General features: G+C 70.4%; 11 protein-coding genes. 7 read left to right on the top strand and 4 right to left on the bottom strand.

The window, feature by feature from the left end; all coding sequences use genetic code 11:
* Positions 1 to 218 precede the first annotated feature (218 nt).
* From QQA02_RS03100 to QQA02_RS03090, 3 genes are all read left to right on the top strand, one after another.
* Positions 219 to 1,238, top strand: coding sequence for a PAC2 family protein (locus tag QQA02_RS03100; RefSeq protein ID WP_284775070.1), 1,020 nt, complete (start codon positions 219 to 221; stop codon positions 1,236 to 1,238).
* 126 nt (positions 1,239 to 1,364) lie between these two features.
* The gene (locus QQA02_RS03095; RefSeq protein ID WP_284863268.1) at positions 1,365 to 3,914 is read left to right on the top strand and encodes a DEAD/DEAH box helicase; all 2,550 of its coding nucleotides are present in this window, start codon (positions 1,365 to 1,367) and stop codon (positions 3,912 to 3,914) included.
* A 214-nt stretch (positions 3,915 to 4,128) separates the two neighbouring features.
* Entirely contained in the window at positions 4,129 to 5,082 is a 954-nt protein-coding gene (locus QQA02_RS03090; RefSeq protein WP_284863267.1) for a hydrogen peroxide-inducible genes activator, read from the top strand.
* Between the two features lie 254 nt (positions 5,083 to 5,336).
* Here QQA02_RS03090 and QQA02_RS03085 read toward each other — a convergent pair whose 3' ends face one another.
* Positions 5,337 to 6,410, bottom strand: coding sequence for a DUF2189 domain-containing protein (locus QQA02_RS03085; protein WP_284775074.1), 1,074 nt, complete (start codon positions 6,408 to 6,410; stop codon positions 5,337 to 5,339).
* 124 nt (positions 6,411 to 6,534) lie between these two features.
* On the opposite strand from QQA02_RS03085, the gene hrpA reads away from it, so the two are divergent.
* A complete protein-coding gene (hrpA, locus tag QQA02_RS03080) occupies positions 6,535 to 10,464 on the top strand; it encodes an ATP-dependent RNA helicase HrpA (RefSeq protein WP_284775076.1) in 3,930 nt (1,309 codons plus the stop codon).
* Positions 10,465 to 10,503: 39 nt separating this feature from the next.
* Here hrpA and nrdR read toward each other — a convergent pair whose 3' ends face one another.
* Both nrdR and QQA02_RS03070 read right to left on the bottom strand, forming a co-directional pair.
* Complete coding sequence (nrdR, locus tag QQA02_RS03075) at positions 10,504 to 10,962, bottom strand: transcriptional regulator NrdR (protein ID WP_284775077.1); 459 nt, start codon at positions 10,960 to 10,962, stop codon at positions 10,504 to 10,506.
* 81 nt (positions 10,963 to 11,043) lie between these two features.
* The gene (locus QQA02_RS03070; protein WP_284775079.1) at positions 11,044 to 11,442 is read right to left on the bottom strand and encodes a hypothetical protein; all 399 of its coding nucleotides are present in this window, start codon (positions 11,440 to 11,442) and stop codon (positions 11,044 to 11,046) included.
* 302 nt (positions 11,443 to 11,744) lie between these two features.
* Between QQA02_RS03070 and lexA the strand changes: the two genes are divergently transcribed.
* Positions 11,745 to 12,437 (top strand): transcriptional repressor LexA, encoded by a 693-nt coding sequence (gene lexA / locus QQA02_RS03065; protein WP_284775080.1) that lies wholly within the window; start codon positions 11,745 to 11,747, stop codon positions 12,435 to 12,437.
* A 328-nt stretch (positions 12,438 to 12,765) separates the two neighbouring features.
* Positions 12,766 to 13,545: a transcriptional regulator SugR gene (sugR, locus tag QQA02_RS03060; RefSeq protein ID WP_284775083.1), complete on the top strand. Its 780-nt coding sequence runs from the start codon at positions 12,766 to 12,768 to the stop codon at positions 13,543 to 13,545.
* Positions 13,546 to 13,713: 168 nt separating this feature from the next.
* Here sugR and ptsP read toward each other — a convergent pair whose 3' ends face one another.
* Positions 13,714 to 15,402 carry a phosphoenolpyruvate--protein phosphotransferase gene (gene ptsP / locus QQA02_RS03055; protein WP_284775085.1) on the bottom strand — a complete coding sequence of 563 codons (1,689 nt, stop codon included), beginning with the start codon at positions 15,400 to 15,402 and terminating at the stop codon, positions 13,714 to 13,716.
* Between the two features lie 173 nt (positions 15,403 to 15,575).
* Between ptsP and QQA02_RS03050 the strand changes: the two genes are divergently transcribed.
* Positions 15,576 to 16,547: a 1-phosphofructokinase family hexose kinase gene (locus tag QQA02_RS03050; protein WP_284775087.1), complete on the top strand. Its 972-nt coding sequence runs from the start codon at positions 15,576 to 15,578 to the stop codon at positions 16,545 to 16,547.
* Positions 16,548 to 16,605 lie beyond the last annotated feature (58 nt).

The raw sequence follows: 16,605 nt of genomic DNA, 5'->3' as shown, positions 1-16,605 counted from the left end.
TGGACAACCCCGCACGATCCACAGGACCGGCCGCGCGGGGCGGCCCGTGAGACGCGGCGCACGGCTATAATCGACGGTTCAGACCGGGGCTTTGACCGCCCGCCGCAGACCCCCCACGGAATTATCGGCGGGGCCGGTGGCGTTGTACCCGGTGTGACCGTGAGCGTCCCGCCGACCGGGGCGGTCGCGGCGAAGCGAGAAGGTAAGGGAGGCACGTCATGAACGACGACGAGCGTCGGATGTACGAGCTGGAGTACCCCACCCCGGAGATCCGGGACGGACACCAGCACGGGCCCACCCTCGTGGTGGCGCTGCAGGGGTACGCGGACGCCGGGCAGGCCGTCGAGGCCGTCTCCGAGCACCTGCTCGCCGCCCTGGAGAACCGCCTGGTCGCCTCCTTCAACACCGACGAGCTGGTCGACTTCCGCTCGCGCCGGCCCGCAGTGACCATGGAGGACCACGAGATCATCCGCACCGACGAGATCAACCTCGACATGCGCGTGCTGCGCGACCCCGAGGGCCGGTCCTTCCTGCTGCTGTCGGGCCCCGAGCCGGACATGCGCTGGAACGCCTTCACCGAGGCCGTCACCGACCTGGTCGAGCGCTACGACGTGGAGAACACCATCTGCCTGTACTCCGCGCCGATGACCGTGCCGCACACCCGCCCGCTGGTCGTCTCCGCCCACGGCAACGCCCCCGGGCTCGTCGGCCGGATGTACCGCTTCGACGGCAAGGTGGTCCTGCCGGGATCGGCCGCGCTGCGCATCGAGGCGGCCCTGGCGCGCGCCGGGCGCAACGTCGCCGGCTACACCGCGCACGTGCCGCACTACGTGGCCGCCTCCCCCTACCCCGCCGCGACGCTGAACCTGCTGCGCTCGGTCGCCGACGCCACCGACCTCGACCTGCCGCTGCGCACCCTCGAGCACGACGCGCGCCGGGTGGCCGAGCAGCTAGCCGAGCAGACCGACGACTCCGGTGAGATCCAGCAGGTCGTGCGCGCCCTCGAGGAGCAGTACGACGAGGCCGTGGAGAAGTACCGCGAGGCCCACCCGCGCGCGGTCATGCCCGGCGAGGCGGAGCTGCCCAGCGGCGAGGAGCTCGGCGCCGAGTTCGAACGCTTCCTGGCGCGCCTCGACGAGCCGGGTGAGGACGGCGGCGACGGCCGACACGGCGAGAACGGCGAAGACGGCGGCGACGGCGAGGGCCCGGACGCCCCGCAGCCGCCCGAGGGCGAGTAGCCCCGAGCGCCCCGCCCCGATTGACGACGTCCCGCCGATCGCCGTCGGCGCGCACGCCCGGGTGCGCGGCCACCCGGCCCGGGTTCGCCCCACGCGCCGAGCGGCCGCCCGGCTAGGGTGGGCAGGGTGAATCTCGCCCAGATGCTGCCCGACCTCGACGAGGTGCCCGCCTCCCTCGTCGACGAGTCCATCCTCGACTCGTTCACCGCCTGGACCCGCTCGAAGGGCATCGAACTCTACCCCGCCCAGGAGGAGGCGGCGCTCAACCTGGTGGCCGGCGACAACGTCGTGCTGGCCACCCCCACCGGCTCGGGCAAGTCGATGGTCGCCATCGCCGCGCACTTCACCGCGATGGCCAAGAAGCAGCGCAGCTTCTACACCGCCCCGATCAAGGCGCTGGTCTCCGAGAAGTTCTTCGCCCTGTGCGACGTCTTCGGCCCCGAGCAGGTCGGCATGATGACCGGCGACGCCACCGTCAACGGCAACGCCCCGATCATCTGCGCCACCGCCGAGATCGTCGCCAACATCGCGCTGCGCGACGGAAAGCGCGCCGGCGTCGACCAGGTGGTCATGGACGAGTTCCACTACTACTCCGACCCCGAGCGCGGCTGGGCCTGGCAGGTCCCGCTGCTCGAGCTGCCCCAGGCGCAGTTCCTCCTCATGTCCGGCACCCTGGGCGACACCACGGACCTGCGAAAGGACCTCACCGAGCGCACCGACCGGGCCACCCAGCTCGTCGGCGCGGACGCGAAGCGCCCGGTGCCCCTCGAGTTCGAGTACGCCACCGACCCGGTCCACGAGACCATCGAGCGCCTCCTGGAGAACAACCGCGCGCCCGTCTACGTGGTGCACTTCTCCCAGCGCGAGGCCACCGAACGCGCCCAGGCGCTGACCTCCCTGAAGCTGCTGACCGACGAGGAGAAGGAGCGCCTGCACACCGAGCTGGCCGGCTTCCGCTTCACCACCACCTTCGGAAAGACGCTCTCCAAGCTGGTCCGCCGCGGCATCGGCGTGCACCACGCGGGGCTTCTGCCCAAGTACCGCCGCCTGGTCGAGCGCCTCTCCCAGACCGGCCTGCTCAAGGTCATCTGCGGCACCGACACCCTGGGCGTGGGCATCAACGTGCCCATCCGCACGGTGCTGATGACCGGCCTGGCCAAGTTCGACGGCACCCGCCAGCGCGTGCTGAAGTCCCGCGAGTTCCACCAGATCGCCGGGCGCGCGGGCCGCGCCGGCTTCGACACCACCGGCTACGTCGTCGTGCAGGCCCCCGAGCACGAGATCGAGAACATCCGGGCCCGCGCCAAGGCCGGAAACGACCCGAAGAAGCTCAAGAAGGTGCGCACCAAGCACGCCCGCGACGGCGAGGTGACCTGGTCGAGGAAGACCTTCGACCGGCTCGTCGACGCGCCCTCCGAGCAGATGCACTCGCAGTTCCGCGTCTCCAACTCGATGGTGATCAACATCCTGGCGCGCCCGGGCGACGCCTACGGGCACTTCCGGCACCTGCTGCGCGGCAACCACGAGACGCGCGCCCGCCAGAACCGCGACATCCTGACCACCGTCGGGCTGGTGCGCGGGCTGATCAACGCCGGCGTGGTCGAGCGCGCCCCCGGCGGCGGGCCGGACGAGGCCGGGCGCACCTACCGCCTGACCCGCGAGGTGCCCCGCGACTTCGCCCTCAACCAGCCGCTGAGCCCGTTCGCCCTGGCGGCCCTCGAGCTGCTCGACCCGGACTCGCCGACGTTCACCCTCGACGTCGTCAGCGTCTTCGAGTCCGTCCTCGACGACCCGCGCCCCATCCTACGCGCCCAGCGCAGCGAGGCGCGCGGCCGCGAGATCGCCGAGCTGAAGGCCGACGGCGTCGACTACACCGAGCGCATGGCCATCGTCGAGGACATCACTTGGCCGAAGCCTCTGGAGGAGCTTCTCGACGCCGCGTTCGAGACCTATGCGCAGGGCGCGCCGTGGGCGCGGGAGTTCGACGTCTCGCCGAAGTCGGTCGTGCGCGACATGGTCGAGCACGCCATGACCTTCTCCGACCTGGTCTCCGCCTACGGGCTCGGCCGCTCGGAGGGCGTGGTGCTGCGCTACCTCACCGACGCGTGGCGCACCCTGGCCCACACGGTGCCGGAGGCCTACTACACCGACGAGCTCGACGACATCGTCGTCTGGCTCGGCGAGCTGATCCGCCAGGTCGACTCCTCGCTGGTCGACGAGTGGGCGCAGATGGCCGACCCGGACCAGCCGGTCTCCAAGGAAGTCGTCGCCCAAGAGCTCGCCTTCGGGGTCACCGACCCCAGCGCGCTGACCGCGAACCGCCGCGCCTTCCGCATCATGGTGCGCAACGCCATGTTCCGCCTCGTCGAGCTCTTCGCCGACGAGCGGGAGGACGAGCTGGCGGACGCCTTCGACTACCTGGACGACGCCCCGGACTTCCCGGCGGCGATGGACACCTACTTCAACGAGTTCGACGGGGTGGACACCTCGCCGGCCGCCCGCGGGCCCGAGTACTTCCTCGTCGAGGAGTCGAACGAGCGGCGCTGGCCGGTGCGCCAGATCCTGAGCGACCCCGACAACGACCGCGCCTTCTCGTTCGTCGGCGAGGTCGACCTCGACGCCTCCGACGAGGCCGGCGAGGTGCGCCTGAGCTCGCTGGAGTTCCGCGGGAAGTAGCCCCGGAAAAGAGATTTACGACGCCCGCGGTGGCCCGCGTGGGCGCGCGTGGGCGCGCCGAGGGTACGCCGAGGGTACGCCGAGGGTACGCCGAGGGCGCGGTACCCGCCGCGCCGGGCGGCGCGGCGTCGGAAATTTCCCGTTCCTCGAATATCACGTGACTTATTAGGGGCCGAGATCACATTCCGAGCGGCGATAGGTTACCCTGATTGATATGTCGAACAAGGAGTACCGCCCCACGCTCGCCCAGCTGCGGACGTTCGTCACCATCGCCGAGAACAAGCACTTCGGCACCGCCGCGCAGAAGCTGAACATCTCCCAGCCCTCACTGTCGCAGGCGCTCGTGGCCCTCGAGACGGGGCTCGGGGTCCAGCTCATCGAGCGCTCCACCCGCAAGGTCATCGTCACCGCCATCGGCGAGACGCTGCTGCCCTTCGCCAAGAAGACCCTCGAGGCCGCCGACGCCTTCCTCAACCGTTCCCGCGGCGCCGGCGGCGAGCTGACCGGGCCGCTGACCATCGGGATGATCCCCACGATCGCGCCCTACCTGCTGCCGACCCTGCTGCCGCGCCTGCGCGAGCACTGCCCGCAGTTGAGCCCCTCGGTCGTCGAGGACAAGACCAAGCACCTTCTGACCATGCTGCGCGAGGGCCAGATCGACCTCGCGCTGATGGCGCTGCCCTCAGAGGCCTCCGGCATGGTGGACCTGCCGCTGTACACCGAGGAGTTCGTGGTCGTCGTGCCCGAGAACCACCCGCTGGCCGGCGCCCACGACCTCGACCTCGACGTGCTGGACAAGCTGGACCTGCTGCTGCTCGACGAGGGTCACTGCCTGCACGACCAGATCATCGACCTGTGCCGCCGCGCGGAGATCAACCCGTCGAAGGCCGCGCACGCCGTCACGCGCGCCTCGAGCCTGACCACGCTGATGCAGCTGGTCTCCGCCGGCTTCGGCGCCACCCTCCTGCCGATGAGCGCCGTCGACGCCGAGTGCCACCGCACCGGCGTGGCCACCGCCACCTTCGGCCCGATCGTGCGCGCCGACCGCGAGATCGGCCTGGTCTACCGCTCCTCGAGCTCGCGCGCCCACGAGTTCGAGCAGATCGGCCGGCTGATGCGCGAGGCCTACGACGAGGCCTCCCGCCCCGCCGAGAAACTGCTCGCCTAGGCGCGGCGTCCGGGCGGCGGGCTGCGGGTCGCTCCCGCAGCCGCTCGACGCAGCGCGACGGGCCCCGTACCCGGTGGGTCTCACCGGGTACGGGGCCCGTTTTCTCGGTCGGTGCCGGGGCGGCGGGGCGGCGACTCACGCGCGTCCTCATCCGCGCTCAGCGGCTCACGCGATCCGCGCTCAGCGGCTCACGCGCCGCCGCCCGCACCGGCGGTCACCGACACTCAGCGGCGCTCAGCCGCCCGCACCGAGGCTCAGCGGCGCGCGGGGATCACACCGCCGACGGCCTGCCGGTAGGCGTGCGCCTGCGCGTTGTAGGACGCGGGCATCACCACCAGCAGCGCCAGGCCGAAGGTGATCAGCGTCAGCACGAAGGTGATCAGGCCGAGCAGGATGCTCAGGCCCAGCAGCGGGAAGAAGTTCTTCAGGCCGGCGCGGAAGCCCACGCCGATCGCGGCGCCGAAGGAGGCGCGTCGGTCCGCGACCACCCAGGTCCACAGCGCGGTCAGCGGGCCGGCGATCAGGCCGACCAGGAGGACCAGCAGCATCACGACGCCCAGGCCGATGAGCGCACCGGCGGGCAGGTCGTCGCCGGTCGAGGTGCTGGCGGCGGAGAAGACGGTCAGGAGGAGCCCCGGGACCAGGATCACGGCGACGAGGATGCCGACGACGGCGCTGACCACCACGGACATGCCCAGCGTGGGCAGGTAGTTCAGGTTCTCCTTGAGCATGCTCCAGTCCACGCGCCCGCGGCTGACGTGGCCGAGGGCCAGGTTGTAGACGAGCGGCATCAGGAACAGCATGCCGAAGTTGACCAGCGAGTTGATCACGAAGCCGACCGCGGAGCCGGTCTCGCTGCCGGAGTTGATGTCCGCGGCGACGCCGATGCCGCCGAGCACGCCGACCACGGCCAACACCCCGAGGGTGCCCAGGACCCAGACCTGCCAGCCCGAGAAGACCGCCCGGAAGCCCCAGGCGATCGACTCGGTGATCGAGACCCGGCCGTCGCCCTGACGCACCGCAGGCTCGTCGCCGTAGCCGTAGCCCTGGTCGTAGCCGGCGGCGTCGTAGCCGTAGCCCTCGTAGTCCGCGCCGTAGCCCGCGCCCTGGTCGTAGCCCGCGGCACCGTAACCGGCGCCGGGTTTGCCGAAGTCCTCGCGGTCCTCCGGGTGGGTGGTCGACGGGTAGGCCGGGTAAGAGGGGTACGAGCCGGAGGCCGCACCCTGCCCGGAGCCGGAGCCCGAGCCGTCACCGGAGCCGGAGCCGGGGGTCATTCCGTCGCGGTCGTCCGCGTCCCCTTTGTCACGGGGATCGTTAGGTCCAGTCATCGGGAGAGACCCTTTCTTTTCGGTGCACTGAGTTTCGTACACCGTGAGGCTACCCTTTACCCCCGCCTTCCACCGGCCTGCCGGGGTGCGGCGCGCCCGGGCGGACTAGAATCTCCCCATCGACATGGACTCCAGCAACAACACCGACCGCAACCACGACGCCGACACCGCCGCGCCCTCCCGCGACGAGCTCTACTCCCGGCTCGACGAGGTGAGCATCGCCGACGAGAGAAATTTCCGACGCCGCCTGCGTAAGGCGCGCGCGCCCAAGGCGCGCGCCGCGATCGGCGCCGACATCGACGCAGCCGCGCAACGCCTGCGCGACGTCGACAAGCACGTCCCGGAGATCCACTACCCCGAGCAGCTGCCGGTGACCGCCTGGCACGACGAGATCGCCGAGGCGATCCGCGACAACCAGGTCGTCGTCATCGCCGGCGAGACCGGCTCGGGCAAGACCACGCAGATCCCCAAGATCTGCCTCGAGCTCGGCCGCGGGCGCCGCGGGCGCATCGGACACACCCAACCGCGGCGTCTGGCCGCGCGCACCGTCGCCGAGCGCATCGCCGAGGAGCTCGGCCAGAAGATCGGCGAGACCGTCGGCTACGCCATCCGCTTCGACGACAAGGTCAGCCCGACCACGGCCGTCAAGCTGATGACCGACGGCATCCTGCTCGCCGAGATGCAGCGCGACCGCTGGCTCAACGGCTACGACACGATCATCATCGACGAGGCCCACGAGCGCAGCCTCAACATCGACTTCCTGCTCGGCTACCTGAAGAGGCTGCTGCCGCGCCGGCCGGACCTGAAGGTCATCATCACCTCGGCGACGATCGACCCGGAGCGCTTCGCCCACCACTTCGCCGACGCCGAAGGCGAGCCGGCCCCGGTCCTCGAGGTCTCCGGGCGCACCTACCCCGTCGAGATCCGCTACCGCCCGCTGGAGCGCACGGAGGGCGAGAAGGTCGTCGACACCGACCCGCTCGACGGGCTGGTCTCCGCGTGCGAGGAGCTCATGGCCGAGGGCCCGGGCGACATCCTCTGCTTCTTCCCCGGCGAGCGCGACATCCGCGACGCGATGGACGCCATCGAGGCGCGCCACTGGCGCGGGGTGGAGACCACGCCGCTGTTCGGCCGGCTGAGCAACCAGGAACAGCACCGCGTCTTCTCCCCGCACTCCGGGCGACGCATCGTGCTGGCCACCAACATCGCCGAGACCTCGCTGACCGTGCCGGGCATCCGCTACGTCGTCGACACCGGCACGGCGCGCATCTCGCGCTACTCCACGCGCACGAAGGTCCAGCGCCTGCCCATCGAGCCGGTCTCGCGGGCCAGCGCCAACCAGCGCTCGGGCCGCTGCGGCCGTGTCGCCGACGGCATCGCCATCCGCCTCTACTCCGAGGAGGACTTCAAGTCCCGGCCCGAGTTCACCGACCCGGAGATCCTGCGCACCAACCTCGCCAGCGTCATCCTGCAGATGGCGCTGCTGCGCCTGGGCGACATCGCCGAGTTCCCCTTCGTCGAGCCGCCGGAGCGCAAGGCCATCCGCGACGGCGTGCTGCTGCTCCACGAGCTGGGCGCGATCACCGACCGCGAGCGCGACGGCCTGCCGCAGCTGACCGACGTCGGCCGCGACCTGGCGCGCATCCCGGTCGACCCGCGCCTGGCGCGCATGCTCGTCGAGGCGCGCACGCTCGGCTGCCTGGCGGAGGTCATCGTCATCGTCGCCGCGCTGAGCATCCGCGACATCCGCGAGCGCCCCCTGGAGAAGAAGGCCCAGGCCGACCAGCTGCACGCCCGGTTCAAGGACACCATCAGCGACTTCCTGAGCTACCTGAAGCTGTGGGACTACGTCGAGGAGAAGCGCCACGAGCTCTCCGGCAACGGGCTGCGCAAGCTGATGAAGGCCGAGTACCTGCACTACATGCGCTCGCGCGAGTGGCGCGACCTGATCCGCCAGCTCACAGAGGTCACCGTGCAGCTGGGCTGGCAGAAGACGAAGGTCGTGGGCAAGCGCGACGCCGACGCGATACACCGCGCGCTGCTGACGGGGCTGCTCCAGCACATCGGTGCCCGCGACGGGAAGTCGCGTGAGTTCCAGGGCACCCGCGGCACCCGCTTCATGATCTTCCCCGGCTCCGCGCTGGCGAAGAAGCCGCCGGAGTTCGTCATGGCCGCCGAGGTCGTCGAGACCTCCCGGCTGTGGGCCCGCGACGTCGCCGCCATCGACCCGGCGTGGGTGGAGAAGGCCGCGCCGGGTCTGGTGCGCTACCAGTACTCCGAGCCGTACTGGTCGACGAAGAAGGCCGCGGCGATGGCCCACGAGAAGGCCACGCTCTACGGCGTGCCGATCGTCGCCGACCGCCCGGTTCCCTACCACAAGGTCGACCCGGCGGCCGCGCGCGAGATGTTCATCCGCAACGCGCTGGTCGACGGCGACTGGAACACCCGCCACCACTTCTTCCGCGACAACGCGGTCAAGCTCGAGGAGGCCGCGGAGGTCGAGGAGAAGGCCCGCCGGCGCGGCATCGTCGTCGACGAGGACACGCTCTTCGAGTTCTACGACGCCCGCGTGCCGGAGATGGCGACCACGGGCGCGCACTTCAACAGCTGGTGGAAGCGCAAGCGCCACAAGCAGCCGGACTTCCTCGACTTCTCCCCGGAGAAGCTGCTCACCGACGCCGCCGGGGCCGTGACCGAGGAGTCCTTCCCCGACCACATGCGCATCGGCGACGTCGACTACGAGCTGTCCTACCGCTTCGAGCCGGGCGCGCCCGACGACGGCGTGACCGTCAAGGTGCCGGTGCCGATGCTCGCCGGGCTGGATGCCACCGACTTCAACTGGCTCGTGCCTGGTTTCCGCGAGGAGCTGTTCACCGAGCTGATCCGCTCGCTGCCCAAGCCGCTGCGGCGCACGGTGGTGCCCGCCCCGGACTTCGCGCGCAAGGCGCTCGCCCTGGCCGAGCCGTACGCGGGCACGGTCACCGAGGAGCTGGCCCGCGCGCTGCACGAGTGCGGCTCCAGCGGCATCGACGCCGGGGACTTCGACCCGACGAAGCTGTCGGCGCACTTGAAGATGACGTTCGCGGCGATCGACAAGCGCGGCAAGGTCATCGACACCGACAAGTCCCTGCCCGCGCTGCGCGACCGGCAGGCGGGCCACATCCGCTCCTCGGTGAGCAAGCTGGGCCGGGCCGCGGAGTCGAAGCGCGCCGAGAAGTGGACCCCGCAGACCCTCGGCGACGTGGCCGAGGAGGTCACCACCGTCGTCGACGGCCACGAGGTCACCGCCTACCCGGCGCTGGTGGCCACCGACGGCGGCGTGGCGGTCAAGGTGCTGCCGACGAAGCAGGCCGCGGACGCGGCGATGCTCACGGCCACGCTGACGATGCTGATGCGCGAGATCAAGGTCTCGGCCAAGCAGATGACCCGGGGGCTGCCGCTCAAGCAGCGCGTGGCGGTGGACAACTACCCGCACGGCGGGGTCGACGGCCTGGTCGAGCAGGCGCGTGTGGCCGCGATCCGGGACCTGATGATGGCCCACGGCGGGCCGGTGCGCTCCCCGGAGAAGTACCGGGAGCTCGCCGCGGCCGTGGCCCCGGAGGTGCCCGGCCAGGTGCGCCGCACGGTGGTGGCGATCGCTCCGGCGCTGGTGACGTACCTGTCGGTGGCCGCGGAGCTGGAGCGCTGGGAGGGTCCGGCAATCGACGACATGCGCGCGCAGCTGGAGTTCCTGCTGCCGGAGAAGGCGGTGCTGGTGCACGCGCAGGCGCACCTGCGCCACCTGCCGCGCTACTTCCAGGCAATGGAGATCCGGCTGACCGAGATGCAGGAGGACCCGGACCGCGACGCCGACCGCCAGGACGAGGTCGAGGCGGTCAAGGCCGCACTCCAGAAGAAGATGTCGGGCCGGCCGGCGGCATCGTGGCGTACGAAGGCGGTACGCGACGTGCAGTGGCAGATCCAGGAGTTCCGGGTCAGCCTCTTCGCCCAGCGCCTGGGCACGGCGGGTTCGGTCTCGCGCCGGCGCATCGAAAAGGCGGTCGCGAAGCTGTAGGCGGCGTCTCCTTCGGCGCCGCGCGCCGGCCACGGCCGCCTACTCGGCCTCGCGGGCACGGCGGCGCATCATGCGGATCTCCTTCTCGAAGTCCTCGGCGGATTCGAAGGACTTGTACACGGAGGCGAAGCGCAGGTAGCCGACCTCGTCGAGCTCGAGCAGCGGCTCGAGGATGGCCAGGCCGATGTCGTTGGCGTTGACCTGCGAGGGTCCCTTCGAGCGGACCTTCTCCTCGACCTTCTGGGCCAGACGCTTGAGCGCGTCGTCGGGCACGTCGCGGCCCTGGCAGGCGCGGCGCACGCCGTTGACCACCTTGTCGCGGCTGAACGGCTCGGTCACGCCGTTGCGCTTGACCACCAGCAGGACGGCCTTCTCGATCGTGGTGAAGCGGCCCTCGCAGCCGGTGCACTCGCGGCGGCGCCGGATCGCGGTTCCGGCGTCGATGACACGTGAGTCGATCACGCGGGAACGGTCGCTGTGGCAGAACGGGCAGTACACTGCGGGCACCCTCCTAGGTCCGGGACGGCTCGCCCGGAACACCCGGGCACTGCCCCGAGTCTAATGCCAGCCCGAGGCGAGCTACTTGGCCGCGGTGACGTCGAAGTCGACCGTGGAGACCTGGTGGGTGGCCGAACCCATGTTGACCGGCGGGTAGCCGGCGGCGTCGTCGGACTCACCGAAGATCAGGGCGCCCAGCACGAGCACCAGCCCGCAGATCGCGCCGACCAGCAGCGAGCTGCGCTGTTCCTGAACTCGCCGAGACGTTCGCCGGACACCGCCCTTCCGGGTACCCCCGGCGGGTATTGTCGCCCGCCCCTTCGGAGAGGCGGTTTTCGAAATCTCGAGCGTTCGAACACCGGTGGACGAACGGCTCTGGCCGGGCTCCCACACCGACGGTGCGGACGCGGTGTTCCGGGTGTCGCCCAGACCGCTGACGGAACGGACAAACTGTGCGTTACGCTGCATCGAAATGGTCATGGGGTTCTCCTTTCGCCGTGTTCGACGTCCACCCTAAAGGTCGGGCGCGACCGGTCGAACATCGACTAGTTCATCTGTTCGATTACGGGTACGTGTTCGAGTTATAGCACCCGCCCTGGCGTCTGTCCACCACGCCGGACAAATTCCTCGAACACAGTTGCCATGGACGCGCTATACTGAACGCGAACCGACCACAGCCGGACACCGGGGCCCGACCGAACCGGACCTCGACCGGCCGAGAGCGAACAGCCGGCGAGCCCGAACCGGCCGATCAGAGAGACGAAGACCAGGAGAGCGCAACCATGGCCACCAGCCGATCCACCAAGAAGCAGAAGAACTCCACCACCAGAGACCCCGCATCCCTGACCGCGCGTCAGCGCCGCATCCTCGAAGTCATCCGCGACGCGGTGGTGCTGCGCGGCTACCCGCCGAGCATCCGCGAGATCGGCGACGCAGCCGGCCTGCAGTCGACCTCCTCGGTCGCCTACCAGCTCAAGGAGCTCGAGAAGAAGGGCTTCCTACGCCGCGACCCGAACAAGCCGCGCGCGGTCGACGTCCGCGATCTCTCCGGCGCCCCGGTCAAGGGCCGCAAGGGCACCCCGGAGCCGCCGGAGCACGCCCAGACCTCGTTCGTGCCGATGGTCGGCTCCATCTCCGCGGGCGCGCCGATCCTGGCCGAGGAGAACATCGACGACTACTTCCCGCTACCCGCGGACGTCGTCGGCGACGGCGAGCTGTTCATGCTCAAGGTCTCGGGCCAGTCGATGCGCGACGCCGGCATCCTCGACGGCGACTGGATCGTCGTGCGCTCCCAGCCGGTCGCCGAGGAGGGCGAGTTCGTCGCCGCGCTCATCGACGGCGAGGCGACCGTCAAGGAGTTCCACCGCGACTCCAGCGGCGTGTGGCTGCTGCCCCACAACGACGCCTTCGAGCCGATCCCAGGCAACGACGCGGGGATCATGGGCAAGGTCGTCTCGGTCATGCGCAAGCTCTAGCCTTCTCCCCTCCGGCCGGCCCCCGCCCGCCCGGGCGGACACAAATGACCCGCCCACCCCCGATCGTGGGCCCGATCCAACCTCAGGGACTCTGCACACGCTTCCGTGACGGGTCCCTCTTTTTGCACCGCAAGTGCAGGTCGAACCGGAATGGCGATTTTTACCCGGGCACGTTCACACACAAACGTGTAGTTATTTTTCCTGCTATGGCGCCCCAGTGCTTATGAACAATGTGGGATTTTGTGGTTTAATGTTGGCATCGGGCATTTTTGCCCCCTCCCCCCGCACACTCATAAACATTTCCCCATCTGAGGAGGCGCCCAGCGAGATGTACGCCGAGGAAAGACGACGCCAGATCGCCTCACAGACCGCGGTCGAGGGCCGAGTCAACGTCACCGAACTGGCCAGACGCTTCGATGTCACGGCGGAGACCATCCGCCGTGACCTTGCCGTGCTCGACAAGGAGGGCATCGTCCACCGCGTCCACGGCGGCGCCGTGGCCACCCAGTCCTTCCAGACCACCGAGCTGTCCCTGGACGCGCGCCTGCGCTCCGCCCCGACCGCGAAGTCCGCGATCGCCCGCGCCGCGCTCGAGTTCCTCCCCGAGCCGCCCGGGGGCATGTTCCTGGACGCCGGCACCACGGTCACCGCACTAGCTGACCTCATCTCCGACTCCGGCCAGGCCAACCAGTGGTCCATCGTGACTAACTCCCTGCCGATCGCGCTGAACCTGGCAAACAAGGGCCTCAGCGAGATCCAGCTGCTCGGCGGCAGCGTCCGGGCGATCACCCAGGCCGTCGTCGGCGACACCGCGCTGCGCACCCTGGCGCTGATGCGTGCGGACGTCGCATTCATCGGCACCAACGCCCTGACCCTGGACCACGGCCTGTCGACGGCCGACGCTCAGGAGGCCGCCATCAAGTCCGCGATGGTCACCAACGCCCGCCGTGTGGTCGTGCTGTGCGACTCGTCGAAGATCGGCAACGACTACCTGGTCAGCTTCGCCTCGATCGACGACATCGACGTCGTCATCACAGACGCCACCGCGCCCGAGTCCTTCGTGCGCGCCCTGCGCGACCACAACGTCCAGGTCGTCCTCGCGGAGTGACCCCCGGCGTCGTTCAATTGACGACGTCCCGCTGATCGCCGCCGCGCGCCCCACCCCGGGGCGCGCGGCGGCGTTTGTGCACGCCCGCACATGAAAGAACCGCCCCGGTGCCTCTCTCGAGGTCCGGGGCGGTCGTGTCACGCCGGGCTCAGCCGGCGGGCTGTCGACTTACTCGCCGACGAGCATCTTGCGCACGCCCTCGCGGGCGACGACGGCGCCCACGGCGTCCAGGGCGGCCTCGGCGGCCTCCTGGCACTGCTTGAACGTGGACTCCGAGAGGCGGGTGCCCACGGCGGCGATCGCGGTGGAGGCGGCCGACAGGGAGTTGACGCCCAGGCCGGTGAGCACGCAGGCCAGCAGCGGGTCGGCGGCGGCCTCGCCGCAGACGCCGACGGCGGTGTTGGTGTCGCGGCCGACCGAGCAGGTGTGCTGGATCAGGCGCAGCACGGCGGGCTGCCACGGGTCGGTCAGGTACGCCAGCTGCGAGGACAGGCGGTCGGCGGCCATCGTGTACTGGGTCAGGTCGTTGGTGCCCACGGACACGAAGTCCAGGTGCGGCATGATCTTGTCTGCCATCAGGGCGGCGGCCGGCACCTCGATCATCGCGCCCGGGGTCAGGCCGCGCTCGCGGCAGAGGGTGGAGAACCACTCGGCCTCGCGGGCGGTGGCGACCATCGGGGCCATGACCCAGGTCGGCGCGTCCTCGCCGCGGCCCTCGGAGGCCTTGGCGATGGCGTCGAGCTGACGGGTCAGCAGCGACCGGTTCTGGCGGGCGATGCGGAGGCCGCGCACGCCGAGCGCCGGGTTCTCCTCCTCGTCCATGTTCGCGAAGGCGATCGGCTTGTCGGAGCCGGCGTCCAGGGTGCGCACGACGACCTTGGAGTGCGGGAAGGCGTCGAAGACCTTCTTGTAGAGGGCGGCCTGCTCGTCGACGCTGGGCTCCTCGGCGGCGGAGAGGAAGCTCATCTCGGTGCGGTACAGGCCGATGCCCTCGGCCTGGGTCTCGGAGGCCAGACGGGCGGCGTTGCTGTCCTGGACGTTGGCCAGCAGCTGGACGCGGTGGCCGTCGGAGGTCTGGGCCGGGCCGCGCCACTCGGCGATCTTGACGGCACGCTCCTGGGACTCGCGGACCTGGCGGCGGGCGTCCTCCTCGTCGGGCTCGACGTAGACGACGCCCTGGCTGCCCTCGACCATCACGCGGGTACCGGCGGCGATCTCGGAGATCTCGCGACCCGCGGCGACGATGCAGGGCAGGTTCAGCTGACGGGCGATGATGGCGGTGTGGCTGGTCGGGCCGCCCAGCTCGGTGACCAGACCCTTGTAGTGGTCAATGTCCAGGGCGGCGGTGTCCGCCGGGGAGAGGTCGTCGGCGAAGAGGATGGCCTCGCCGTCGACGGAGGGAAGACCGGGCTCCTCCTCGCCGCGCAGCTCGGCGATGACTCGGTCGCGGATGTCCTTCAGGTCCGTGGTGCGCTCGGCCATCAGGCCGCCGGCCGCGGTGAACATGTTGATGAACTTGCTGGTGGCCTGCACCACCGAATACTCGGCGTCGGCGCCGCCCCGCACGTTCTTGCGGACGGCCTTGCGCCAGCCGCGGTCGCGGACCATGCCGGCGGTGGCCTGCAGCACCTCGGCGGCGGGGCCGGAGGCCTCGGCGGAGCGTGCGGTGAGTCGGTCAGCGACGGTGTCTGCCGCCGTGACGAAGCGCTCGTACTCTGCGTCGCGCTCATCCTCGGCGACGGTGCGTGCGGAGCCCGGGAGCTCGGGGCGGGGACGCACCCAGACGACCGGGGCGTACGCCGTACCGGCGACAACCGCGGTGCCCGTGAAGGTGGTGGTGTCAGTGCCTGAAGTCATGCGTCCGATACTAGTGAACCATTCGTTGGATTTCCACACGAACAGCTACCGACCAGACATGAAACCCTCAGGTTCCCCACATAAACTCACATAAAAAGCTTGACATTCCCACACAAACGGGCAATGATGGAGCGCGGAACGAACTGGCCCTGCCCGCAGGAGGATGCGCCACCGTGATTGTCACGCTGACCCCCAATCCAAGCACTGACGCCACGCTCGAGCTGGACGGCCCGCTCGAGCGCGGCGCCGTGCTTCGCCTCAAGTCAACCACGCACGTCGCCGGAGGGAAAGGGGTGAACGTCGCCCACGCCGCGAAGCTGGCCGGGGCCGACACCCTCGCCGTCTTCCCCGCCGGCGCCGATGACCCCTTCGTCTCGCTCGTCGCCACCTCGGACGTGCCGCACCGCGACGTCACCGTCGCCGGTTCGGTCCGTACCAACACGACGGTCACCGAGCCGGACGGCACCACCACCAAGCTCAACGGCCCCGGCCCGGAACTGTCCGAGTCCGAGCGCGCCGAGCTGACCGAGGCGCTCATCGCCGCCGTGCCCGAGGGCGCCGGCCAGTGGGTCGTGCTCGCCGGCTCGCTGCCGCCGGGGGCCCCCGCGGACTGGTACGCGACGCTCGTCGACGCCGTCCGCGAGGCCTGTCCGGAGGCCAAGGTCGCCGTCGACACCTCCGACGCCCCGATGATCGCCCTGGGCGGTCGCTTTCCGGCCTCCGCCCCGGACCTGATCAAGCCCAACGGTCTCGAGCTCGGCCAGCTGGTCGGCGTCGACGGCCAGGAGCTCGAGCGCCTCGCCGAGGACGGCGACTTCGGTCCCGTCGTCGAGGCGGCACGCAAGGTCAACGAGCAGGGCGTCGAGAACGTTCTGGTCACCCTCGGCGGGGCCGGTGCCGTCCTGGTCACCCCCGAGGGCGCGTGGAAGGGCACCCCGCCGCCGACCACGGTCGCCTCGACCGTGGGCGCCGGCGACAGTTCGCTGACCGGGTTCATCCTGGCCACCCTCGACGGAGAGGACTCCGCCGGGGCCCTGCGACGCGCAGTGGCCTACGGCTCCGCCGCCGCCGGTCTGCCGGGCACCACGCTGCCGCGGCCGGACCAGGCCGACGTGGAGCGCACCCGGGTCTCCACGGTCGACTGACCGCACCCAGGCGCACACACATCGGGTCCACGCCCCGCCAATTCGTCACCACCGACCC

Source organism: Corynebacterium sp. MSK006, from assembly GCF_030232385.1.
GTDB classification, from domain to species: domain Bacteria; phylum Actinomycetota; class Actinomycetes; order Mycobacteriales; family Mycobacteriaceae; genus Corynebacterium; species Corynebacterium frankenforstense_A.
This window is presented reverse-complemented; position numbering and strand designations above follow the sequence as displayed.